Source organism: Pseudooceanicola endophyticus, assembly GCF_018760365.1.
Taxonomy (GTDB): domain Bacteria; phylum Pseudomonadota; class Alphaproteobacteria; order Rhodobacterales; family Rhodobacteraceae; genus Pseudooceanicola; species Pseudooceanicola endophyticus.
The window spans coordinates 14,553-31,146 of record NZ_JAHIAB010000001.1 but is presented as its reverse complement, the minus strand read 5'-3'; the positions used below and the strand labels follow the sequence as shown (position 1 = coordinate 31,146).

15 protein-coding genes and 1 pseudogene are annotated in these 16,594 nt (G+C 69.2%); 6 read left to right on the top strand and 10 right to left on the bottom strand.

Going from position 1 to position 16,594, the window contains the following annotated elements:
- Window positions 1–187: 187 nt before the first annotated feature.
- A complete protein-coding gene (locus KM176_RS00150) occupies window positions 188–1,060 on the top strand; it encodes an alpha/beta hydrolase (RefSeq protein WP_160891517.1) in 873 nt (290 codons plus the stop codon).
- 64 nt (window positions 1,061–1,124) lie between these two features.
- Window positions 1,125–2,105 (top strand): zinc-binding dehydrogenase, encoded by a 981-nt coding sequence (locus tag KM176_RS00145; RefSeq protein WP_160891515.1) that lies wholly within the window; start codon window positions 1,125–1,127, stop codon window positions 2,103–2,105.
- Window positions 2,106–2,147: 42 nt separating this feature from the next.
- Here the strand turns inward: KM176_RS00145 and KM176_RS00140 are convergent, their stop codons facing one another.
- Window positions 2,148–2,627, bottom strand: a complete 480-nt coding sequence (locus tag KM176_RS00140; protein WP_160891513.1) for a GlcG/HbpS family heme-binding protein — start codon at window positions 2,625–2,627, stop codon at window positions 2,148–2,150.
- Window positions 2,628–3,127: 500 nt separating this feature from the next.
- Here KM176_RS00140 and KM176_RS00135 point away from each other — a divergent pair, with 500 nt between their 5' ends.
- Window positions 3,128–3,904, top strand: a complete 777-nt coding sequence (locus KM176_RS00135) for a FadR/GntR family transcriptional regulator (protein WP_160891497.1) — start codon at window positions 3,128–3,130, stop codon at window positions 3,902–3,904.
- 26 nt (window positions 3,905–3,930) lie between these two features.
- On the opposite strand, the gene KM176_RS00130 is transcribed toward KM176_RS00135, so the two are convergent.
- The 9 genes and pseudogenes from KM176_RS00130 to KM176_RS00095 form a co-directional block, all read right to left on the bottom strand.
- The gene (locus KM176_RS00130; protein WP_160891495.1) at window positions 3,931–4,758 is read right to left on the bottom strand and encodes a carbohydrate ABC transporter permease; all 828 of its coding nucleotides are present in this window, start codon (window positions 4,756–4,758) and stop codon (window positions 3,931–3,933) included.
- Window positions 4,755–5,642, bottom strand: coding sequence for a carbohydrate ABC transporter permease (locus KM176_RS00125; protein ID WP_160891493.1), 888 nt, complete (start codon window positions 5,640–5,642; stop codon window positions 4,755–4,757). Before KM176_RS00125 ends, KM176_RS00130 begins: the two co-directional genes overlap by 4 nt.
- Before the next feature lie 63 nt (window positions 5,643–5,705).
- Window positions 5,706–6,992 (bottom strand): extracellular solute-binding protein, encoded by a 1,287-nt coding sequence (locus KM176_RS00120; protein ID WP_160891491.1) that lies wholly within the window; start codon window positions 6,990–6,992, stop codon window positions 5,706–5,708.
- Between the two features lie 70 nt (window positions 6,993–7,062).
- A complete protein-coding gene (locus KM176_RS00115; protein ID WP_160891489.1) occupies window positions 7,063–8,136 on the bottom strand; it encodes an ABC transporter ATP-binding protein in 1,074 nt (357 codons plus the stop codon).
- A 2-nt stretch (window positions 8,137–8,138) separates the two neighbouring features.
- Complete coding sequence (gene arfA, locus KM176_RS00110; protein ID WP_160891487.1) at window positions 8,139–9,644, bottom strand: arabinosylfuranosidase ArfA; 1,506 nt, start codon at window positions 9,642–9,644, stop codon at window positions 8,139–8,141.
- Window positions 9,645–9,719: 75 nt separating this feature from the next.
- Entirely contained in the window at window positions 9,720–10,661 is a 942-nt protein-coding gene (locus KM176_RS00105) for a hypothetical protein (RefSeq protein ID WP_160891485.1), read from the bottom strand.
- Complete coding sequence (locus tag KM176_RS00100) at window positions 10,658–11,983, bottom strand: TRAP transporter large permease (RefSeq protein WP_236045141.1); 1,326 nt, start codon at window positions 11,981–11,983, stop codon at window positions 10,658–10,660. Before KM176_RS00100 ends, KM176_RS00105 begins: the two co-directional genes overlap by 4 nt.
- Before the next feature lie 138 nt (window positions 11,984–12,121).
- A pseudogene (locus tag KM176_RS25115) lies at window positions 12,122–12,601 on the bottom strand (TRAP transporter small permease); the annotation flags it as partial.
- A 130-nt stretch (window positions 12,602–12,731) separates the two neighbouring features.
- Window positions 12,732–13,703: a TRAP transporter substrate-binding protein gene (locus KM176_RS00095; RefSeq protein WP_160891481.1), complete on the bottom strand. Its 972-nt coding sequence runs from the start codon at window positions 13,701–13,703 to the stop codon at window positions 12,732–12,734.
- Window positions 13,704–13,964: 261 nt separating this feature from the next.
- Between KM176_RS00095 and KM176_RS00090 the strand changes: the two genes are divergently transcribed.
- The 3 genes from KM176_RS00090 to KM176_RS00080 all read left to right on the top strand — a co-directional run bounded on the left by KM176_RS00090 (window position 13,965) and on the right by KM176_RS00080 (window position 16,587).
- Complete coding sequence (locus KM176_RS00090; protein ID WP_160891479.1) at window positions 13,965–14,747, top strand: carbon-nitrogen hydrolase family protein; 783 nt, start codon at window positions 13,965–13,967, stop codon at window positions 14,745–14,747.
- A gap of 75 nt (window positions 14,748–14,822) precedes the next feature.
- Window positions 14,823–15,602 (top strand): helix-turn-helix domain-containing protein, encoded by a 780-nt coding sequence (locus tag KM176_RS00085; protein WP_160891477.1) that lies wholly within the window; start codon window positions 14,823–14,825, stop codon window positions 15,600–15,602.
- A gap of 82 nt (window positions 15,603–15,684) precedes the next feature.
- Window positions 15,685–16,587, top strand: a complete 903-nt coding sequence (locus KM176_RS00080) for a DMT family transporter (protein WP_160891475.1) — start codon at window positions 15,685–15,687, stop codon at window positions 16,585–16,587.
- Window positions 16,588–16,594: the final 7 nt, after the last annotated feature.

Below are 16,594 nucleotides of genomic sequence, written 5' to 3'. Positions count from 1 at the left end.
TTTCGCGCGCTCCGGCCCGGGGAGGGGCGGACAGACGCGCGAAGCGGGGAGGGGGCGCCGAGGGGAGGCGGCGTTCCCTCCGACCGGGCAGGATCCGGGGCTGACGCATTGCGGCGACGGGCTGGTACGGGTAAGGAACAAACGGGCCAGCCTCCGCCAGCCGTTCCTGACCCGGAGGTTGCCTCTCATGATCCTGACCCGTCGTGCCGCCCTGCTGTCGGCGCTTGCCTGCCTGCCCTGCGGCCCGCTCTGGGCGCGGCCCGATGACGGCCCCGCGCCCTACCCGCTGTTCGATACCCCGCCCGAGAGCCACGTTCTGGATCGCTGGGAGGTCCAGATGGGGGCCCGCCGCTACCGCCTGTTCCGCGCCCTGCCGAAGGCCGCGCCGCCCGCCGGCGGCTGGCCCTCGCTGTGGATGCTGGACGGCAATGCGGCTTTCAGCGCCCTGCCGCGCGATCTGCTGGCGGCGCATCCGGGTCTGGCCATCGTCGGCATCGGCTACCCGATCGAAAGCCGTTTCGACGGCGCCGCGCGGGCCTATGATTTTCTGCCCGCCGATTTCACCGACCGGGCCGGGCGCGCCACCGGGGGAGACCGCAGCTTCCGCCGCCTGCTGCGCGGGCCGCTGCGCCGCGCCGTCGAGGAGGACCTGCCCTTCGATCCGGACCGCCGCAGCCTCTGGGGACATTCCTACGGCGGTCTTTTCACCCTTTCGACCCTTCTTGAGACGCCCGAGGCCTTTGCCGGCTGGGTGGCAGTCAGCCCCTCGGTCTACGCGATGACGGACGACCTGCAGGGCCTGGCGCGGCGCAGCCCTCTGGGCGAGGGCGCCTGCGCACGCCTGCTGATCGAGCTGGGCGACCACGAGCAGCACGAGGAAGGGGCGCCGCACGGGCGTCCGGTACGCGAGGGGCCCGCGCCGCTGACCCTGGCCCTGGCCGAGACGCTGGGCCACCGCCCCGACATCGCGCTGAAGCTGAAGGTGCTGCCGGGGCTGACCCACGGCCAGACCTTCGCCGGCTCCTTCCCCGACAGTCTGGCTCTGGCCGCGACGCTGTGATCCGGGCATTCTGGCGCCAGCCGATCCCTGCGCCCATCCGGGCGCGCGACAAAGGACAAAGACGATGAAAGCTGCCGTACATGACCGTTTCGGGGAACCGAAGGAGGTTCTCGAATGCCGCGACATGCCGCTTCCGGAGCCGGGCCCGGGCGAGGTGCGAGTGCGTACCCTGCTGTCGCCGGTGCACAACCATGATCTCTGGACGATCCGCGGCAGCTACGGCTACAAGCCGCCGCTGCCCGGCGCCATCGGAGGCTCTGAGGCTGCCGGCACGGTCGAGGCCGTGGGCGAGGGCGTCGATGCGGCGCTGATCGGGCGGCGCATTGCCGTCGCCGGGGTGCATGGCACCTGGGCCGAGGCCTTCCTGGCACCTGCGGCCTCTCTGCTGCCGCTGCCCGAGGGGCTCTCGGACGAGATGGGCGCGCAGCTTATCGCGATGCCGTTCTCGGCGATCACGCTGCTGGACATGCTGAAGGCGCAGCCCGGGGACTGGATCGTCCAGACGGCAGCGAATGGTGCGGTTGGCCAGATCATGATCGGCCTGGCGCGGGCCCGGGGCATCCACCTGCTGAACCTTGTGCGCCGCGAGGAGGCCGCCGAGGCGATGCGTGCCGCCGGGGTCGAGGCGGTGCTCTCGACCTCCGATCCCGACTGGATCGCGCAGGCCGAGGCGCTGATGAGCGGCGGGCGCGTGGTTTCGGCCATCGACTCGGTCGGAGGCGAGGTCGGCGCGGCACTGACGCAGCTGCTGGGGGTCAACGGGGAACTGGTGGTCTTCGGCACCGCGACCGGCGCGCCGATGCCGCTTTCTTCGGGCGCGCTGATCATGAAACAGCTGACGATCAAGGGGTTCTGGGGCGCGCAGGTCAGTGCCGACATGGCCCCCGAGAAGCGCCGCGCGCTGATCGGCGAACTGCTGGAACTGGCGATGAGCGGTGCGCTGGTGCTGGAAACCGGCGGCACCTTCGGGCTGGATCAGCTGGAGGCGGCAATGGTCGCCGCGCTGACGCCGGGCCGCCCCGGCAAGGTCATGCTGGCCCCCTGAGCGGGGGAGGGCGCGGCCCTGAAACGGGCCGCGCCGAAGGTCTTACTTCGCGCCGAGGGCGGCCGCTGCCGCTTCGGCGACGGGGGTGTCGATATTGCCATCGGGGGTGCTGACGCCGACGCCGCCCAGGTCCTGATCGTTCAGGGCCAGCGGCATGCCGCCGGGCATCGGTGCCAGATCCGGCACGCCCAGCAGGTTCGTCGCGCCGTCCTTGTTGAGCATGTTCATGAAGTCGTCGGACTTGGCATGGAACAGCGCCGAGGTGCGCGCCTTGGCGATCGCCGAGGCATCGCAGCTGGCATAGGCGCCCTGCTGGCGTTCGAAGAAGATGATCTGGCCGTCGCTGTTGGCCACGGCGACGCAGCCCTTGACGTTGTGCTGGGCCATGGCGTCTTCGGCAGCCTTGACGACGGTGGCAACGTCCTGGTCCTCCAGGACGGGCTGGGTGGTCACGGCCATCGCCTGGCTGGCGCCGAGGAGGAGGGCAGGCGCGGCGGCGAGGGCGAAAACGGAACGCTTCATGGTTCTTTAACTCCGGTCTTCTGGTCTTCGGAACGGATGGACCGGCCGGGTGGCCGGGGCATCCCCTGGCAATGCGGACCCGGCTCCGGACGCCGGGAGGAGACGCCGTTTCGGGCGGACGCCGCAGCGGGACGCAGCGCCAGGATGCCGATCCCTGCACCCCGGCCCGGGGCAAGCGCAAGGGGCCGGGTCGGACCTATCGGGGGTGTCACGGCACTGTGAAGCCCGATCTGGGCCGGTTTCCGCGCATCTGAAACCGGGCCGGTAGGAGGGGCTTTTGGCGGTCGCACATGGGTTGCGCCGGGGTCCCGTTCGCCTTGCGCGGCGCAGGAGCCGCCGGCGTTTCGGATAGGTTGAGGCCGCCCGGTGCCGGCGCTGGCACCAAGCGATGCCTTTGCCTGTGGCACCGGGGCCGCTAGAGTGGCACCGGGGCTGCCCCGGGACCTTCGGGTGCGACGGGCGGCATTGACACATTCCTTTCCGGAAATCCATCATCCGACATGCCCGACAGATCCTCCGACCTGCCAGCCTTCGATGCCTCCGCCCAGTCCGAGAAGCGGAAGAACGAATCCATTGCCGACTGGCTCGGGCGGCGGATCGTCACCGGCGTCTATCCCAGCGGCGCGCCGGTCCCGACCGAGATGGATTTCCTGGCCGAAACCGGGATCTCGCGCGGGGCCTACCGGGAGGCGGTGCGGCGTCTGGTGGGCAAGGGAATGCTGGTGACGCGGACCCGCAGCGGCACCCGGGTCACGCCGCGCGACAGCTGGTCGCTGCTGGATCCCGACGTGGTGCGCTGGAGCTTCGAGAGCGGCGCGCCGCCCGACTGGTACATCCGCGCCCTCTACGAGATGAGGGCGATCATAGAGCCCTCGGCCGCCGCCTTCGCCGCGACCCGCCGCAGTGAGGAGGACCTGGCGCTGTTCCGGGCGGCGCTGTCGGACATGCGCAGCTTTCCGATGGCCGAGGACCGCTGGCACCAGGCCGACGCGGCGTTTCACCGGGCGATCCTTGTGGCGGCGCACAACCCGGTGCTGCGGACGCTGGAAACCGGCATCTGCGCCGCCGTGGTCTATACCACCGCCTTCCGCTACCGCGACATGCCGAACCCGCACCGGCGCAACCCGGTGGACGAACATGCCGCGGTCTTCGAGCGGATCGAGGCCTGCGATCCGGAGGGCGCCCGCCGCCTGATGAGCGCCCTGGTGGATACCGCGCTGCTGGACAGTCGCGGCTCCACCGTCTTCGAGATGGGCCTGCCGACGCTGAAGGTCTGAGGCCCCGGGGCGCGCGGCTCAGCCCTTCAGCCCTTCACCCCGGAAGAGATCATCACCGCCTCGGTCACCCGTTTCTGGAAGATCAGGTAGGCGATGACCACGGGGGCCGCGGCCAAAAGCGCCACCGACATCACCCGGGCATAGGCCACGCCGAAGGCGTCGTTGACCTGGGTGATGCCCACCGGGATCGTCATCATGTTCTCGGTGGTGACGACCAGGAAGGGCCAGAGGAAGGCATTCCAGCTCATGATGAAGGTGATGATGCCAAGCGCGGTGGTGATGCCCCAGTTGAGCGGCAGGTAGACCCGGAACAGCAGGGTGTAATCGCCACCGCCATCCAGCACCACGGCCTCCTTCATCTCCTTCGGGAGGGCGTCGAAGAACTGCTTGTAGACGATGATCACCACCGGCACGACCAGCTGCGGCAGGATGATCCCGCCCCAGCGGTTGATCAGGTCGAGGCGGTTCATCAGCTCGAACTGGGGCACCACAAGGGTCTGGGCCGGCACCATGAAGCTGGCCAGCACGACAAGGTAAAGCAGCCGGCGTCCGGGGAACTGCATCTGGCTGAGCGCATAGGCGCACATCATGCCGGTCACCAGCACCACGACGGTGATGATCAGCGAGGTGCCGATGGAGTTGATGTACCAGTCGATCAGCGAGGTGTTGAACAGCGCGTCCACGTAGGAGGTCGGGTTGAACTCGTCCGGGATCAGGCCGGCGCCGTCCGAGACCACCCGCGCATCCGAGCGGATCGAGGTCACGAAGGCCCAGTAGAGCGGGAAGATCCAGATTGCTCCGGCGGTCAGGGTGATGCCGGCAAGGGCGATGTTCTCAAGGCGTCTTCGGGTCATTTCCGGCCTCCTCCGATCCGCAGAAGCTGGTATTGCAGCACCGAGACCACGACGATCAGCAGGAACACCACCAGCGAGATCGCCGCCGCATAGCCCCCGTGATTGAGCTGGAAGGCCTCGCGGTAGACCATCAGCAGCAGCACGTAGCTGGAGTTGAACGGGCCGCCCTCGGACAGCAGGTAGACCTGGTCGAACAGCTTCAGCTGCAGGATCAGCTGCAGCGTCAGCACCAGCGCGGTCACCGGCCACAGCAGCGGCCAGGTCACCCGGCGGAACAGCTGGCCCCGGGTGGCCCCGTCCAGCGCGGCGGCCTCGTAAAGTTCACCGGGGATGTTGCGCAGCCCGGCCAGGAACAGCAGCACGTTGAAGCCGTTGGTCCACCAGATCGTCACCACCGCCACGGCGGGCATCACCCAGTGCGGGTTGCGGAACACCGGCACCGGCTTGCCGGTGATGGCGGTGAACAGCGGCTGCAGGATGCCGAACTGGAAATCCAGCATCCAGGCCCAGATCTGCGTCACCACAGAGACCGGCAGCACGTAGGGGGTGAAGAACAGCACCAGCGCCAGCGCCTGCACCCGGCCCGACAGCCGGTTCACCGCCAGCGCGATCAGCAGGGCGATCACCGTGGTCGGCACCACGGTCAGCAGCACGAAATAGCCGTTGTTCTTGACAGAGATGTAGAACAATCGGTCCGAGAACAGCCGGATGTAATTGTCCCATCCCACCCAGTCACCGGCGCCGATCAGCGGCGCGTTGGTGAAGCTCAGCCGGATCACCTCGATCACCGGGTAGGCGAAGACGAGGGTGAAGATCGCGACGAAGGGCAGGACCAGTGAATAGGCGACCAGCCTGTGTCTGGTCTTGTTCCGGATCATGGCCATCGGAAACGGGTCCTCTCTTGGGGCCGGACGCCCCCGCCGGCGGTTCCGGCGGGGGCGTGGGGGTCATTGCAGGCGGCCCTGCAGTTCCTGCGTCATCTGGGTCACCGCATCCTCGGGCGAGAGGTAGCCGTGAATGGCCGGCGAGATGATGTTGAGCGCGGCGTCATAGGCCGGAGAGGCCACGCCCGCGATGGTGCTGCGGGGGTCGTAGGTGGCGTGATCGGCCAGCGGCGCGTAGGTGGCGTTGGGCTCCATCTTGGCATAATCGGTGCTTTCGGCGACCGGCTTGTAGGCCGGGATGTGGCCTGCCGCCGCCCAGTCGATCGCGTGGGTCTCCAGCCAGCCGATGACGGTCATCACCGCCTTGCGCTTTTCGGGGTCCATCGGCTTGCCCTCGGGCTGGGCGGGGATCGCGAAGGCATGGCTGTCGGCCCAGGTGGTGCGGGTCTGCATGAGCTTGGGCACCTCGACCGCGCCCCACTCGAAGCCCAGCTTGCCCTGGGCCTCGAAGTCCTTCATCGTCGGGACCTCCCAGACGCCGTTCAGCTGGAAGGCCGACTTGCCGGCAGTGAACAGCGCCACCGAGGCTTCGTAAAGCGCCTGTTCCGGCTGGAAGCCCTTGTCGTGCCAGTCGGTCATGATGCGGATCGCCTCGGCGGCCTTCTGGGCGCTGTCGCCGGGCAGCACGTTGCCCTGGTCGTCGATCAGCGTGCCGCCTTCCTGGGCCAGCAGCGTGTAGAAGACCCGGTAGACGCCGCCGTCATCGGCGGTGGCATAGGTCAGCGGCACTTCGGCGCCCTTGTCCTTGGCCAGCTGCATCGCCTCTTCGAAATCGGCCAGGCTGTCGATGCCGGTCAGCTTGCCGTCGGCATCGAGAAAGCGCGATCCTTCAAGAAAGGTCTTGTTGTAGTAAAGAACGATGGAATGGATGTCGAAGGGCACGGCATAAAGCGTGCCGTCGGGCGCTTCGGCGGCCTTGAGGGCGGTGGTGAAGAAATCGTCCTTCGTCACCCCGGCATTTTCAAGGTCGGTGTCGGTGATCGGCGAAAGCACCCCCTCGCTCAGGCCCAGCGGCAGCCGCGAGAGGTGATAGCTCATCAGGTCGGGGCCGCGGCCCACCGCCACCGAGGTCCTGACCTTGGTGTAGAAGGGCACGCCCCATTCCAGCGTCGTGGCCTTCACCTGGATGTCGGGATGGCTGTCGTTGAATGCCTGCACGAGGGCCTTCATCCGGGCGCCGTCGCCGCCCGAGAAGAAGTCCCACATGGTCACGCTTTGCTGGGCCTGCGCGGAGCCGGCCAGCGCCGTCAGCGACAGGGTTGCCGCAAGGGCAAAATGTCTGAATTTCATGGTGATCCTCCCTTTGAAAAATCCGCGCTCCTCTTCGCGGATGGTGATCCGGCGGATGCCGGTCTGCGCGCTAGCGCAACCTCCCGCCCTCGGGCGTGAAGGCAAAGACCTTCTCGGCTGCGGCCCCCAGCCGCAGCGCCTGGCCATCGAGACGGGCGCGGTTCTCGCGACGCTCGAAGACGATGTCGGAACCCGAGGCGGAACGGGCATGGACGAAGGACTGCCCGCCCAGTTCCTCTGCCACCTCGACGCGCACCGGCAGGCCGCCGGCCTCCACCGGCGCCAGATGCTCGGGGCGGATGCCCAGGACCACCTCGGCGCCGGGGCCGGGCTTGGGCCCCAGGACGCGGGCGCGCAGCTCTCCCTCCTCGGTGCGCGCGACCAGCCCGGTGTCGTCGGCCCGGGTCACCACGCCCGAGACGAAGTTCATCGACGGAGAGCCGATGAAACCTGCCACGAAGCGGTTGTCCGGATCGTCGTAAAGATGCAGCGGGTGGCCCGACTGCATGACATGGCCGCCCTTCAGCACGAAGATGTCGTCGGCCAGGGTCATCGCCTCGACCTGGTCATGGGTGACGTAGATCATCGTCGCGCCGATCTGGCGGTGCAGCCGCGTCAGCTCAAGCCGCATCTGCACGCGCAGCTCGGCATCGAGGTTCGACAGCGGCTCGTCGAACAGGAAGACCTCCGGTTCGCGCACGATGGCGCGACCGATGGCGACCCGCTGGCGCTGCCCTCCCGACAGCGCCGAGGGCTTCTTGTCCAGGTGGTCGGTCAGCTGAAGGATGCGCGCGGCCTCGCGCACCTTGGCCTCGCGCTCGTGGCGGGGCGCGCGGGCCAGCCGCAGCGAAAAGCCCATGTTCTCGGCCACGCTCAGATGCGGGTAAAGCGCGTAGGACTGGAAGACCATGGCGACACCGCGTTTCGCGGGTTCCACATGGGTCACGTCGCGGCCGCCGATCTCGATCCGGCCGCCGCTGGTGTTCTCCAGCCCGGCGATCATCCGCAGAAGCGTGGACTTGCCGCAGCCAGAAGGGCCGACGAAGACCCCGAAATCGCCCTTCGGGATCTCCAGAGAGACATCGCGGATCACCTCGAACGGGCCGAAGGCCTTGCGGATGTTGGTCAGTTTCACCCCGTCCATGATCAGACCTTCAGCTTCACGACGTGATAGGACAGCGGCGCGACCTGGCCGCCCAGCGTGTCGTCCTCGATCCCGAGGCCCTGGCCGGGGACCGGCACGATGGCCTCGCGACCGGGGCCGTTCGTCGCCATCAGCGGATGGCCGGCCAGGGTCTGATGCGACAGCAGCGTCGCGCCGGGGAAATCGCCCAGGGTCAGGCGCAGGTCGGCGGCCTCGCTCAGGTGGCGGTTGACGATGAAGAAGGTGACGGTGCCGGCGCCCGTGTCATGGGTCGCTGCAATGTCGAGGTAGGAGACGTCATCGGCCACCGCGCAATCGTAGCGCGGCCCGTCCACGGCCACCCGCAGCGCCCGCCCGCGCCCATGCAGGGAAGCCAGCTGGTAGGGCCAGTAGATCGTCTGGCGCCAGGCCGGGCCGCCGGCCTCGGCGCGGATCGGCGCGATGACGTTCACCAGCTGGGCGATGCAGGCGATCTTCACCCGGTCCGAGCGGCGGATGAATTCGTTCAGCAGGCAGGCCACGAAGAGCGCATCCTCGAAGGTGTAGTCCTCTTCCAGCAGGGCGGGGGCTTCGGGCCAGTCCCAGCTGGCCCATGCCCGGCTGTCCTCCTCGCGGCGGTGATACCAGACGTTCCATTCGTCGAAGCAGATGTGGACATCGTTGGTGGCGCGCTTCTTGGCCTTCACGAAGTCGATCACCCCGCCGATCGCCTGGATGTAACGACCGGTTTCCTCGACCTTGCCGAAGAAGTTCAGCGTGTCGCGCGAGGAGTTGCCGAAATACTTGTGCAGCGAGATGTAGTCGACATTCTCGTAGCATTCCTCCAGCACGCCGCGTTCCCAGTCGGGATAGGTCGGCATGGCATCGTTGGAGGAGCCGCAGACGATCATCTCGGCGCCCGGGGTCAGCTGGCGCAGGGCCTTGGCCGTCTCGTTCGCGAGGCGCCCGTATTCGTCTGCCTGCTTGTGGCCGATCTGCCAGGGGCCGTCCATCTCGTTGCCAAGGCACCACATGCGCACGTTGTAGGGCGCCTCGACCCCGTGGCTTCGGCGCAGGTCGGACCAGTAGGTGCCGGCGGGATGGTTGACGTATTCCATGAAGTCGCGCGCCTCCGAGATCCCGCGCGACCCGAGGTTCACCGCCAGCATCAGGTCGATGCCCAGATCCTCGGCCCAGGGGGCGAATTCGTTCAGCCCGACCTGGTTGGTCTCCTTGCTGCGCCAGGCCAGGTCCAGGCGCACGGGGCGTGCCTCCTGCGGGCCGACGCCGTCCTCCCAGTTGTAGGCCGAGACGAAGTTTCCGCCCGGATAGCGGATCGCGGGGATGTTCAGGTCCCGCACCATCGCCGCGACGTCGCGGCGAAAGCCCGTGGCATCGGCCTGGGGATGTCCGGGCTCGTAGATCCCGGAATAGATGGCCCGGCCCATGTGTTCGATGAACGCGGCGTAAAGCCGGTCGTCGATGGCGGCGATTTCATACGCCCGATGAATGGCGGCTGTGACCCGCATTCGACTCTCCTCCCTATTTGTACTACAAATAAGAGCAAGCTCAGCCTCTCTGTCAACAACGTTAACGGGAGGGGGTCAGGAAGAGGGGGCGGTGCGGTTGCGCAGGCGGGCGGCCAGGCCGAAGACAACGGGGGTGGCATAGACCGGGCATTGCAGGGCCGCGACGAAGAGCGTCAGCGTCGGATCGAAGGGCAGCGAGGCCAGCACGATCGAGACGTTGCGGTTGCCGAACACCAGGCCAAGGGCCCGGGCGGCGGGGGGCGGCAGCAACGGGCGGGCTAGGGCGCGCACCAGCAGGTGGCCGCCGAAGTTCAGCAGCAGCGCCAGCGCCAGCAGTTCCGCCCCCAGCACCGGATCGGCGGCGACGGCGGCGCGGCTGCCGGCCAGCAGCGGAAACAGGAAGCTGATCATCGCCAGCGCGGCCAGGCCGTTCAGGATCTCGGGGTTGCGGGCGATGCGGTCCTGGCCGCAGAGCCGCTGGATCCCCAGCCCCAGCACGATGCCGCCGGCCAGCATCCCCAGCACCTTCACCGCGACCTGGCCCACCGGCGCATCGAAGCTGAGGCCCGAGACCGCCAGTGCCAGCGGCATCAGCACGGGCGCCAGCAGCGTGCCCAGCAGCGTCAGCCGCAGCGCCAGGGTGAAATCGTAGCCCAGCATCAGCGCCAGGTTGGGCGCCGAGCTGAGCGGCGAGGCGGCGCAGAAGGCGACGATCAGCACCAGCAGCTCGGGCGGGGCATGAAGGGCATGGCCCAGCATCACCACCAGCAGGGCAAGGCCCACCTGGCTCAGGGCCAGCCAGCCCGCCATCGCCAGCGTGGCGCGGGGGGCGAAGACGCGGGCCAGGGTGGCGCGGTCGGTGGGCTGGCGCGCGGTGCCAAGTGCCGTGACCAGCACCACCAGCCACGGCAGGGCCGGGCGCAGCTGATCGGCGCCGAAGGGCAGGAAGGGCACCACGACGAAGCCCAGCACCAGCAGCGCCGAGGCATGGCGCCCCAGCCAGATCAGCGCGCTCAAGGGTGGGCCTGCACGATACCGGGCAGCCAGGTCGCGAGCCCCGGGAAGGCCACCAGAACGCCGACCATCAGCACCATCAGCAGGAACATCGGTATGGCGGTGCGGGCGATATAGCTCATGTCGTGGCGGGTCATGCCCTGCAGCACGAACAGGTTGAAGCCCACCGGCGGCGTGATCTGCGCCATCTCGACCACCACGACGACGAAGATGCCGAACCAGATCAGGTCGATGCCGGCGGCGCGGATCATCGGGTCGATGATCGCCATGGTCAGCACCACGGCGGATATCCCGTCCAGGAACATGCCGATGATGATGTAGAAGACCGTCAGCGCGGCGATCAGCATCACCGGCGACAGATGCATGTCGGCGATCACCTGTGCCAGGGCCCGGGGCACTCCGGTAAAGCCCATGGCCAGGGTCAGGAAGCTGGCGCCCATCAGGATCAGTGCGATCATCGCCGAGGTCCGGGTGGCGCCCAGCAGGCTTTCGCGGAAGGCCGCCCAGCTGAGCGACCCCTGCAGGCCCGCCAGCACCAGCGCGCCGATCACCCCGAAGGCGGCGGCCTCGGTCGCAGTGGCAAGACCCAGGTACATGGAGCCGATGACCACCACGATCAGAACGACCACGGGGATCAGCAGCAGGGAGGCGCGCAGCTTTTCGCGGAAGGGCAGCGCGGCATCGGGCCTTGGCACCTGCCCGGGACGCAGCACCGACCAGAGCGCGATGTAGCCCATGAATAGCAGGGCCAGCACCAGCCCCGGCAGGATCCCCGCCATGAACAGGCTGGTGATGCTCTGCTGCACGGTGACGCCGTAGACGATCAGCGTCATCGAGGGCGGGATCATCAGCCCCAGCGTGGCGGCGCCCGCCAGCGTGCCGATGATCATGTGCTCCGGGTAGCCGCGGCTGCGCAGCTCGGGGATCGACATCTTGCCGACGGTGGTCAGGGTGGCGGCGGAAGAGCCCGAGACGGCGGCGAAGACCGTGCAGCCCACCACGTTGGAATGCAGCAGCCCGCCGGGAAAGCGCGCCAGCCAGGGGGCCAGCCCCTTGAACATGTCCTCTGACAGGCGGGTGCGGTACAGGATTTCTCCCATCCAGATGAACAGCGGCAGGGAGGTCAGCGTCCAGCTCGACGCGCTCGACCAGACCGTGATCGACATGGAGCTGCCGGGGTTGCGCGGCGTGAAGCCGATCATGCCCATGTAGGCCACGCCCATCAGCGCGAGCCCGACCCAGAGCCCCGAGCCCAGCAGGAAGAACAGCACGAAGAGGAAGACGCCGATCTTGAGGCCGGTCGCATCGCGGTCGAAACCGGTCATCAGGTGCACGGCGGCGTAAATCGCCAGGGCGCTGCCCGCCAGCGCCAGCAACCGCAGGGGCCGGGCCGCCAGCCGGTCGCGCAGAACCGGCTTCACCGGGGCATCGACGCCGTAGCCCTCGCCCAGCAGCAGCGCCAGAAGCTGCTCGATCACCGCCAGGGCCAGCAGGCAGGCGCCCAGCGCCATGGCGATCTGCGGGATCCACAGCGGCGTGCCGTCCTGGCCCTGGCTGACGTCGTGGATCTTGTGGCTGAGCAGCGGCGCCTGGATCGCGTACCAGGCGAAGAACAACGCCACCGCGGCGGCGGCTGTATAGCACCAGATCTCGAGCGCGCGGCGCCAGGGGCCGGCGCGTTCGATCAGCATGGCGACGCGGATGTGCTCGGAGCGGCGGAAGGTGTCGGCCAGCGCCAGGAAAGAGGCCGTGGCCATGGCGTATCCCGCGTAATTCGCCCCGCCCGGGAACAGCACGCCCAGCCAGCGCGTGACCATCTGCGCGACCACCAGGCAGAGGATCGCGACCAGGGCCAGTGCCGCGAGGCGCCCCGAGAGGCCAAAGAGACAATCGGCGGCGCGGTGCAGCACGGGCCGGTCGGTGGGCGGGCTGGAAGCGGTCATGGGGGGATCTTTCGTCTGGGCCGTCGGAGGGCCGGGCGCCGCAGGGCGCCCGGAAGGCGGGGCCGGAGGGTCCTGTGCCCCGGCCCGCCAGGAGGTCCGGTCCGGACCTCTGCCAGGGGATGTGCCCTGCCTACTGGGCCTCGTAGGCGTCGACGATGGCCTTGCCGTCGTCTCCGGTTGCCTTCAGCCAGTCGGCGGTCATGGTCTTGCCGACCTCTTCCAGCTTGGCCGAGATCGCGGCGCTGGGGGCGCCGACGGTCATGCCGTTGTCGGCCAGCGTCTTGACGAAGCCGCCGGCCAGTTCCTCGGCCTTCTCGGCGCCGCGGGTCTGGGCCTTGGCGGCCTCGTCGGTCAGGCAGGTCTTCTCGGCATCGCTAAGCGCGTTGAAGGCGTCGGTGTTCACGAAGACCGTATTGCGCGGCAGCCAGGCCTTGACGTCGTAGAAGTTCGTCATGTCCTCCCAGACGCTTTCATCGACGCCGGTGGAGCCCGAGGAGATCATCGCCGAGACGACGCCGGTGGCCAGCGCCTGTTTCAGGTCGGCGGCCTCGATCTGGGTGGGCACCATGCCGGTCAGCTCGGCCACCTTGGCGGTGGTGGCGTTGTAGGCGCGGAACTTCACGCCCTTCATGTCCTCGGGCGTCTCGACGGGCTTGGAGAAATACAGCCCCTGCGGCGGCCAGGGCACCGAATAGAGCAGCGTCAGGTTTTGTGTCGCCAGCAGCTTGGCCAGCACCGGGGCGGCGGCCTCGGCCAGTTTCTCGGAGGCCTCGAAGGAGGTCGCGAGGAAGGGCACGCTGTCATAGGCGAACAGAGGGTTCTCGTTGGCATGGGCCGACAGCAGCCGCTCGCCGATGGGGGCCTCGCCCAGCTGCACGGCGCGCTTGATCTCGTCTCCCTTGAAGAGCGAGCCATTGGCGTGGATCGTGATTTCCAGCGCGCCACCGGTGCAGGCCTTGACCGCATCGGCGAAGATCTGGGCATTCTCGGTGTGGTAGTTGGAGGCCGGGTAGGCCATCGGCATGTCCCAGGTCTCGGCCAGGGCCGGGCCGGAGAGCAGGCCCGAGATCACGAGGGCGGATGCGGCGGTGACGGTCTTCATCTTCTTTGTCCTCTCTGTGGTCTTTGGTTTGTGGCCCCGGGGGGGGGGCAGGCCGGATCGCGCGGGACGCGCCGGGTCCGTCCCGACTAAAGGCGCCTGCCGGCCCTGGTGCAAGCGGCGCGACCGCCTCTGCGCGCATTCCGCCGCCCGCAATCGCTGCCCGGGCCCCGGGGCGGCTTCGAAAGCGGCGTCCGGACGCGGAACGCTCTGGCCCCGGGCGGCGGGCGCGGGCACAGTGCCGGTTCCGAGAGGGAGAGACCGATGAAGATTGCCCTGGCCCAGATCCGCCCGCCCGAGGATCCCGAGCTGGCACTGGCGCTGTGTCCGGCGCTGGCGCGCGGTGCCGCCATGCAGGGGGCAGAGCTGCTGCTGCTGCCGGAGCTGCTGCTGCCGGGCTACAACCGGCCCGACCGGCACGCGGCGCTGGCCCAGGCCCAGGACGGCCCCTGGATGCAGGCCATGGCCGCCGTGGCCCGAGAGGCCGGGATCGCGCTGTGCTGGGGCTGGGCGGAACGCCATGACGGCAGGCTCTGGAATGCCGCGACGGTTCTGGACAGCGCCGGGCGGACGTTGGCGCATTACCGCAAGATCCAGCTGTTCGGAGAGATGGAGCGCAGCGTCTTCACCCCGGGAACGCAGGCGCCGCCGGTCTTCACCCTGGCGGGGCGGCGCTGCGGGCTGCTGATCTGCTACGACATCGAGTTTCCCGAACATGCCCGCGCCTTGGCGCGCGCCGGCGCCGAGGTGCTGCTGGTGCCCACCGCCAACCCCGAGGGCTTTGACGGCGTGCCGGGGATCCTGGTGCCCGCCCGGGCGCTGGAAAACGCCATGACCGTCGCCTATGCCAATTACACCGGCCCCGATCACGGCCTGGTCTTCGGCGGCGGGTCGGTGGTGGCGGGGCCGGACGGCCAGGCGCTGAACCGGCTGGGCCGTGCCGAGGGGCTGGCGATCCTGACCCTGCCGGAGCGCGGCGCCTATCCGGCGGCGCAGCTTTCGGCACAGCTGGAGGACCTGCGGGTCCCGGTGGCCGATCCCGGCTAAGATATCGCGGGGCGGTTGGCCTGTGCCATCGCGCCGCGCCATCAGCCGCCCTGGCCCCGCCGCAGGACAATTGCCATGCCCCTTCCTTCCGATCCCTCGCAGCCCCAGGCCGCGCGCCGCGACTATCCCCATGGGCTCGATCTTGGCGCCCATGCCCATGCCGGTGCCCAGCTGATCCACGCCACCCGCGGGGTGATGGAGATCCGCACCGATCGCGCCCTCTGGCTGGTGCCGCCGGGGCAGGGGCTGCTGATGCCGGCCCGCACCCCGCACGAGATGCGCGCCCGGGGCCCGGTATCTCTGCGCACGCTCTACTTCGCGCCCGTGGACCCGCTGATCGGCCCCGGGAGCGAGCCTCAGGTGCTGGCCGTCACCGCCCTGCTGCGCGCGCTGATCCTGGCGCTTCTGGCGCCGCCCCGGCACGCGGGGGACGACCCGGAGCGTACCGGCCACCTAGCGGCGCTCATCCGCTCCGAGATCGTCCGTGCCGGTCCCGCCGGCCTGCGCCTTCCGGTGGCCCGGGATCGGCGCCTGGCGCTGGTCTGCGATGCGCTGCTGGCCGATCCGGGCGATGCCCGGGGCCTGGAGGCCTGGGCGGCGCACGCCGGCGCCTCTCCGCGGACGCTGGCGCGGCTGTTCGAGGCAGAGTTCGGCATGTCCTTCACGCTTTGGCGGCAACGGCTGCGGGTGGTTTCGGCCGTGCCGCGCCTGGTGGCGCAAGAGCCCGTCACCTCGGTTGCCCTGTCGCTGGGATACGAGACCCCGGGCGCCTTCATCGCGGTGTTCCGCAAGCTGACCGGCATGACCCCGGGCCAGTACGGCGCGGGGGCCGGGGATTTGTCCGATCCGGCGTAAAGATTGACCGGATGCGCGACGCCGGACACGGCGGGATGGGCTAAGCCCCGGGGGGTCTGTCCCTCCCGTGATCCGGAATGCCATGTCTGTCTCTCTTGCCGCGCCACGCCCGGCCTCTGCCTTCCTGCCGCTGATCCTTGCCTCGACCTTCCTGCAGGGGTCCTCCTTCATTGCCACCCAGCTGGCGCTTGCCTCTGTGCCGCCGCTGTGGCTGGCCGCCCTGCGCTTTGGCGTGGCGGCGCTGCCGTTGCTTCCGGTGCTGTTGTGGCGCGGCCTTGGGCTGCGGGGGCTGCCCTGGCGCGATCTCTGGGTGATCGGGCTGTTGCAGACCGCGGGCGTCATGGCCTTCCTGACGCTGGGCCTGCAGCACACCACGGCGCCCCGGGCGGCGATCCTGATGGCCAGCAATCCGCTGCTGGTGGCGCTGCTCTCGGCGCCGGTGCTGGGTCAGAGGGTATCGCCGCGGGGCTGGTGCGGCCTGGCGCTGGCGGGCGTATCGATCTGCATCGGACCGGGCCAGCTGGCCGGGGGCGGCGGGCTGGGGCGGGGCGATCTGCTGGTGGCCTGCGGATCGGCCTGTTGGGCCCTGTCGACCCTTTACGGGCGGGCCCGGGCGCCGGCGGTCGATCCCTGGGCACTGTCCTTCTGGCAGATGCTGATCGGGGCCCTGGTGCTGGCCCTGCTGGCGCTCGCGGTGCGGGAGCCCTTCGCGCTGCCCGTGGGCGGCACCGGCTGGCTGGCCTTCCTGTGGCTGGCGCTGCCGGCCTCGAGCGGGGCGATGTCGCTGTGGTTCGCCGCCCTGCGCGCGGGCGGCGCGTTGCGCGCCAGCGGCTTCCTGTTCCTCTGCCCGGCCTTCGCCGCGCTGATCGCCTATGCGGTGCAGGGAACGACACTGTCCTGGCACGAGGCAGGCGGCGCGGTGCTGATCGCCATCGGGGTGGTCCTGCTGACCCGACGCGGCCGGGAGGGCTTGCCAGAAGCATGAATCAATC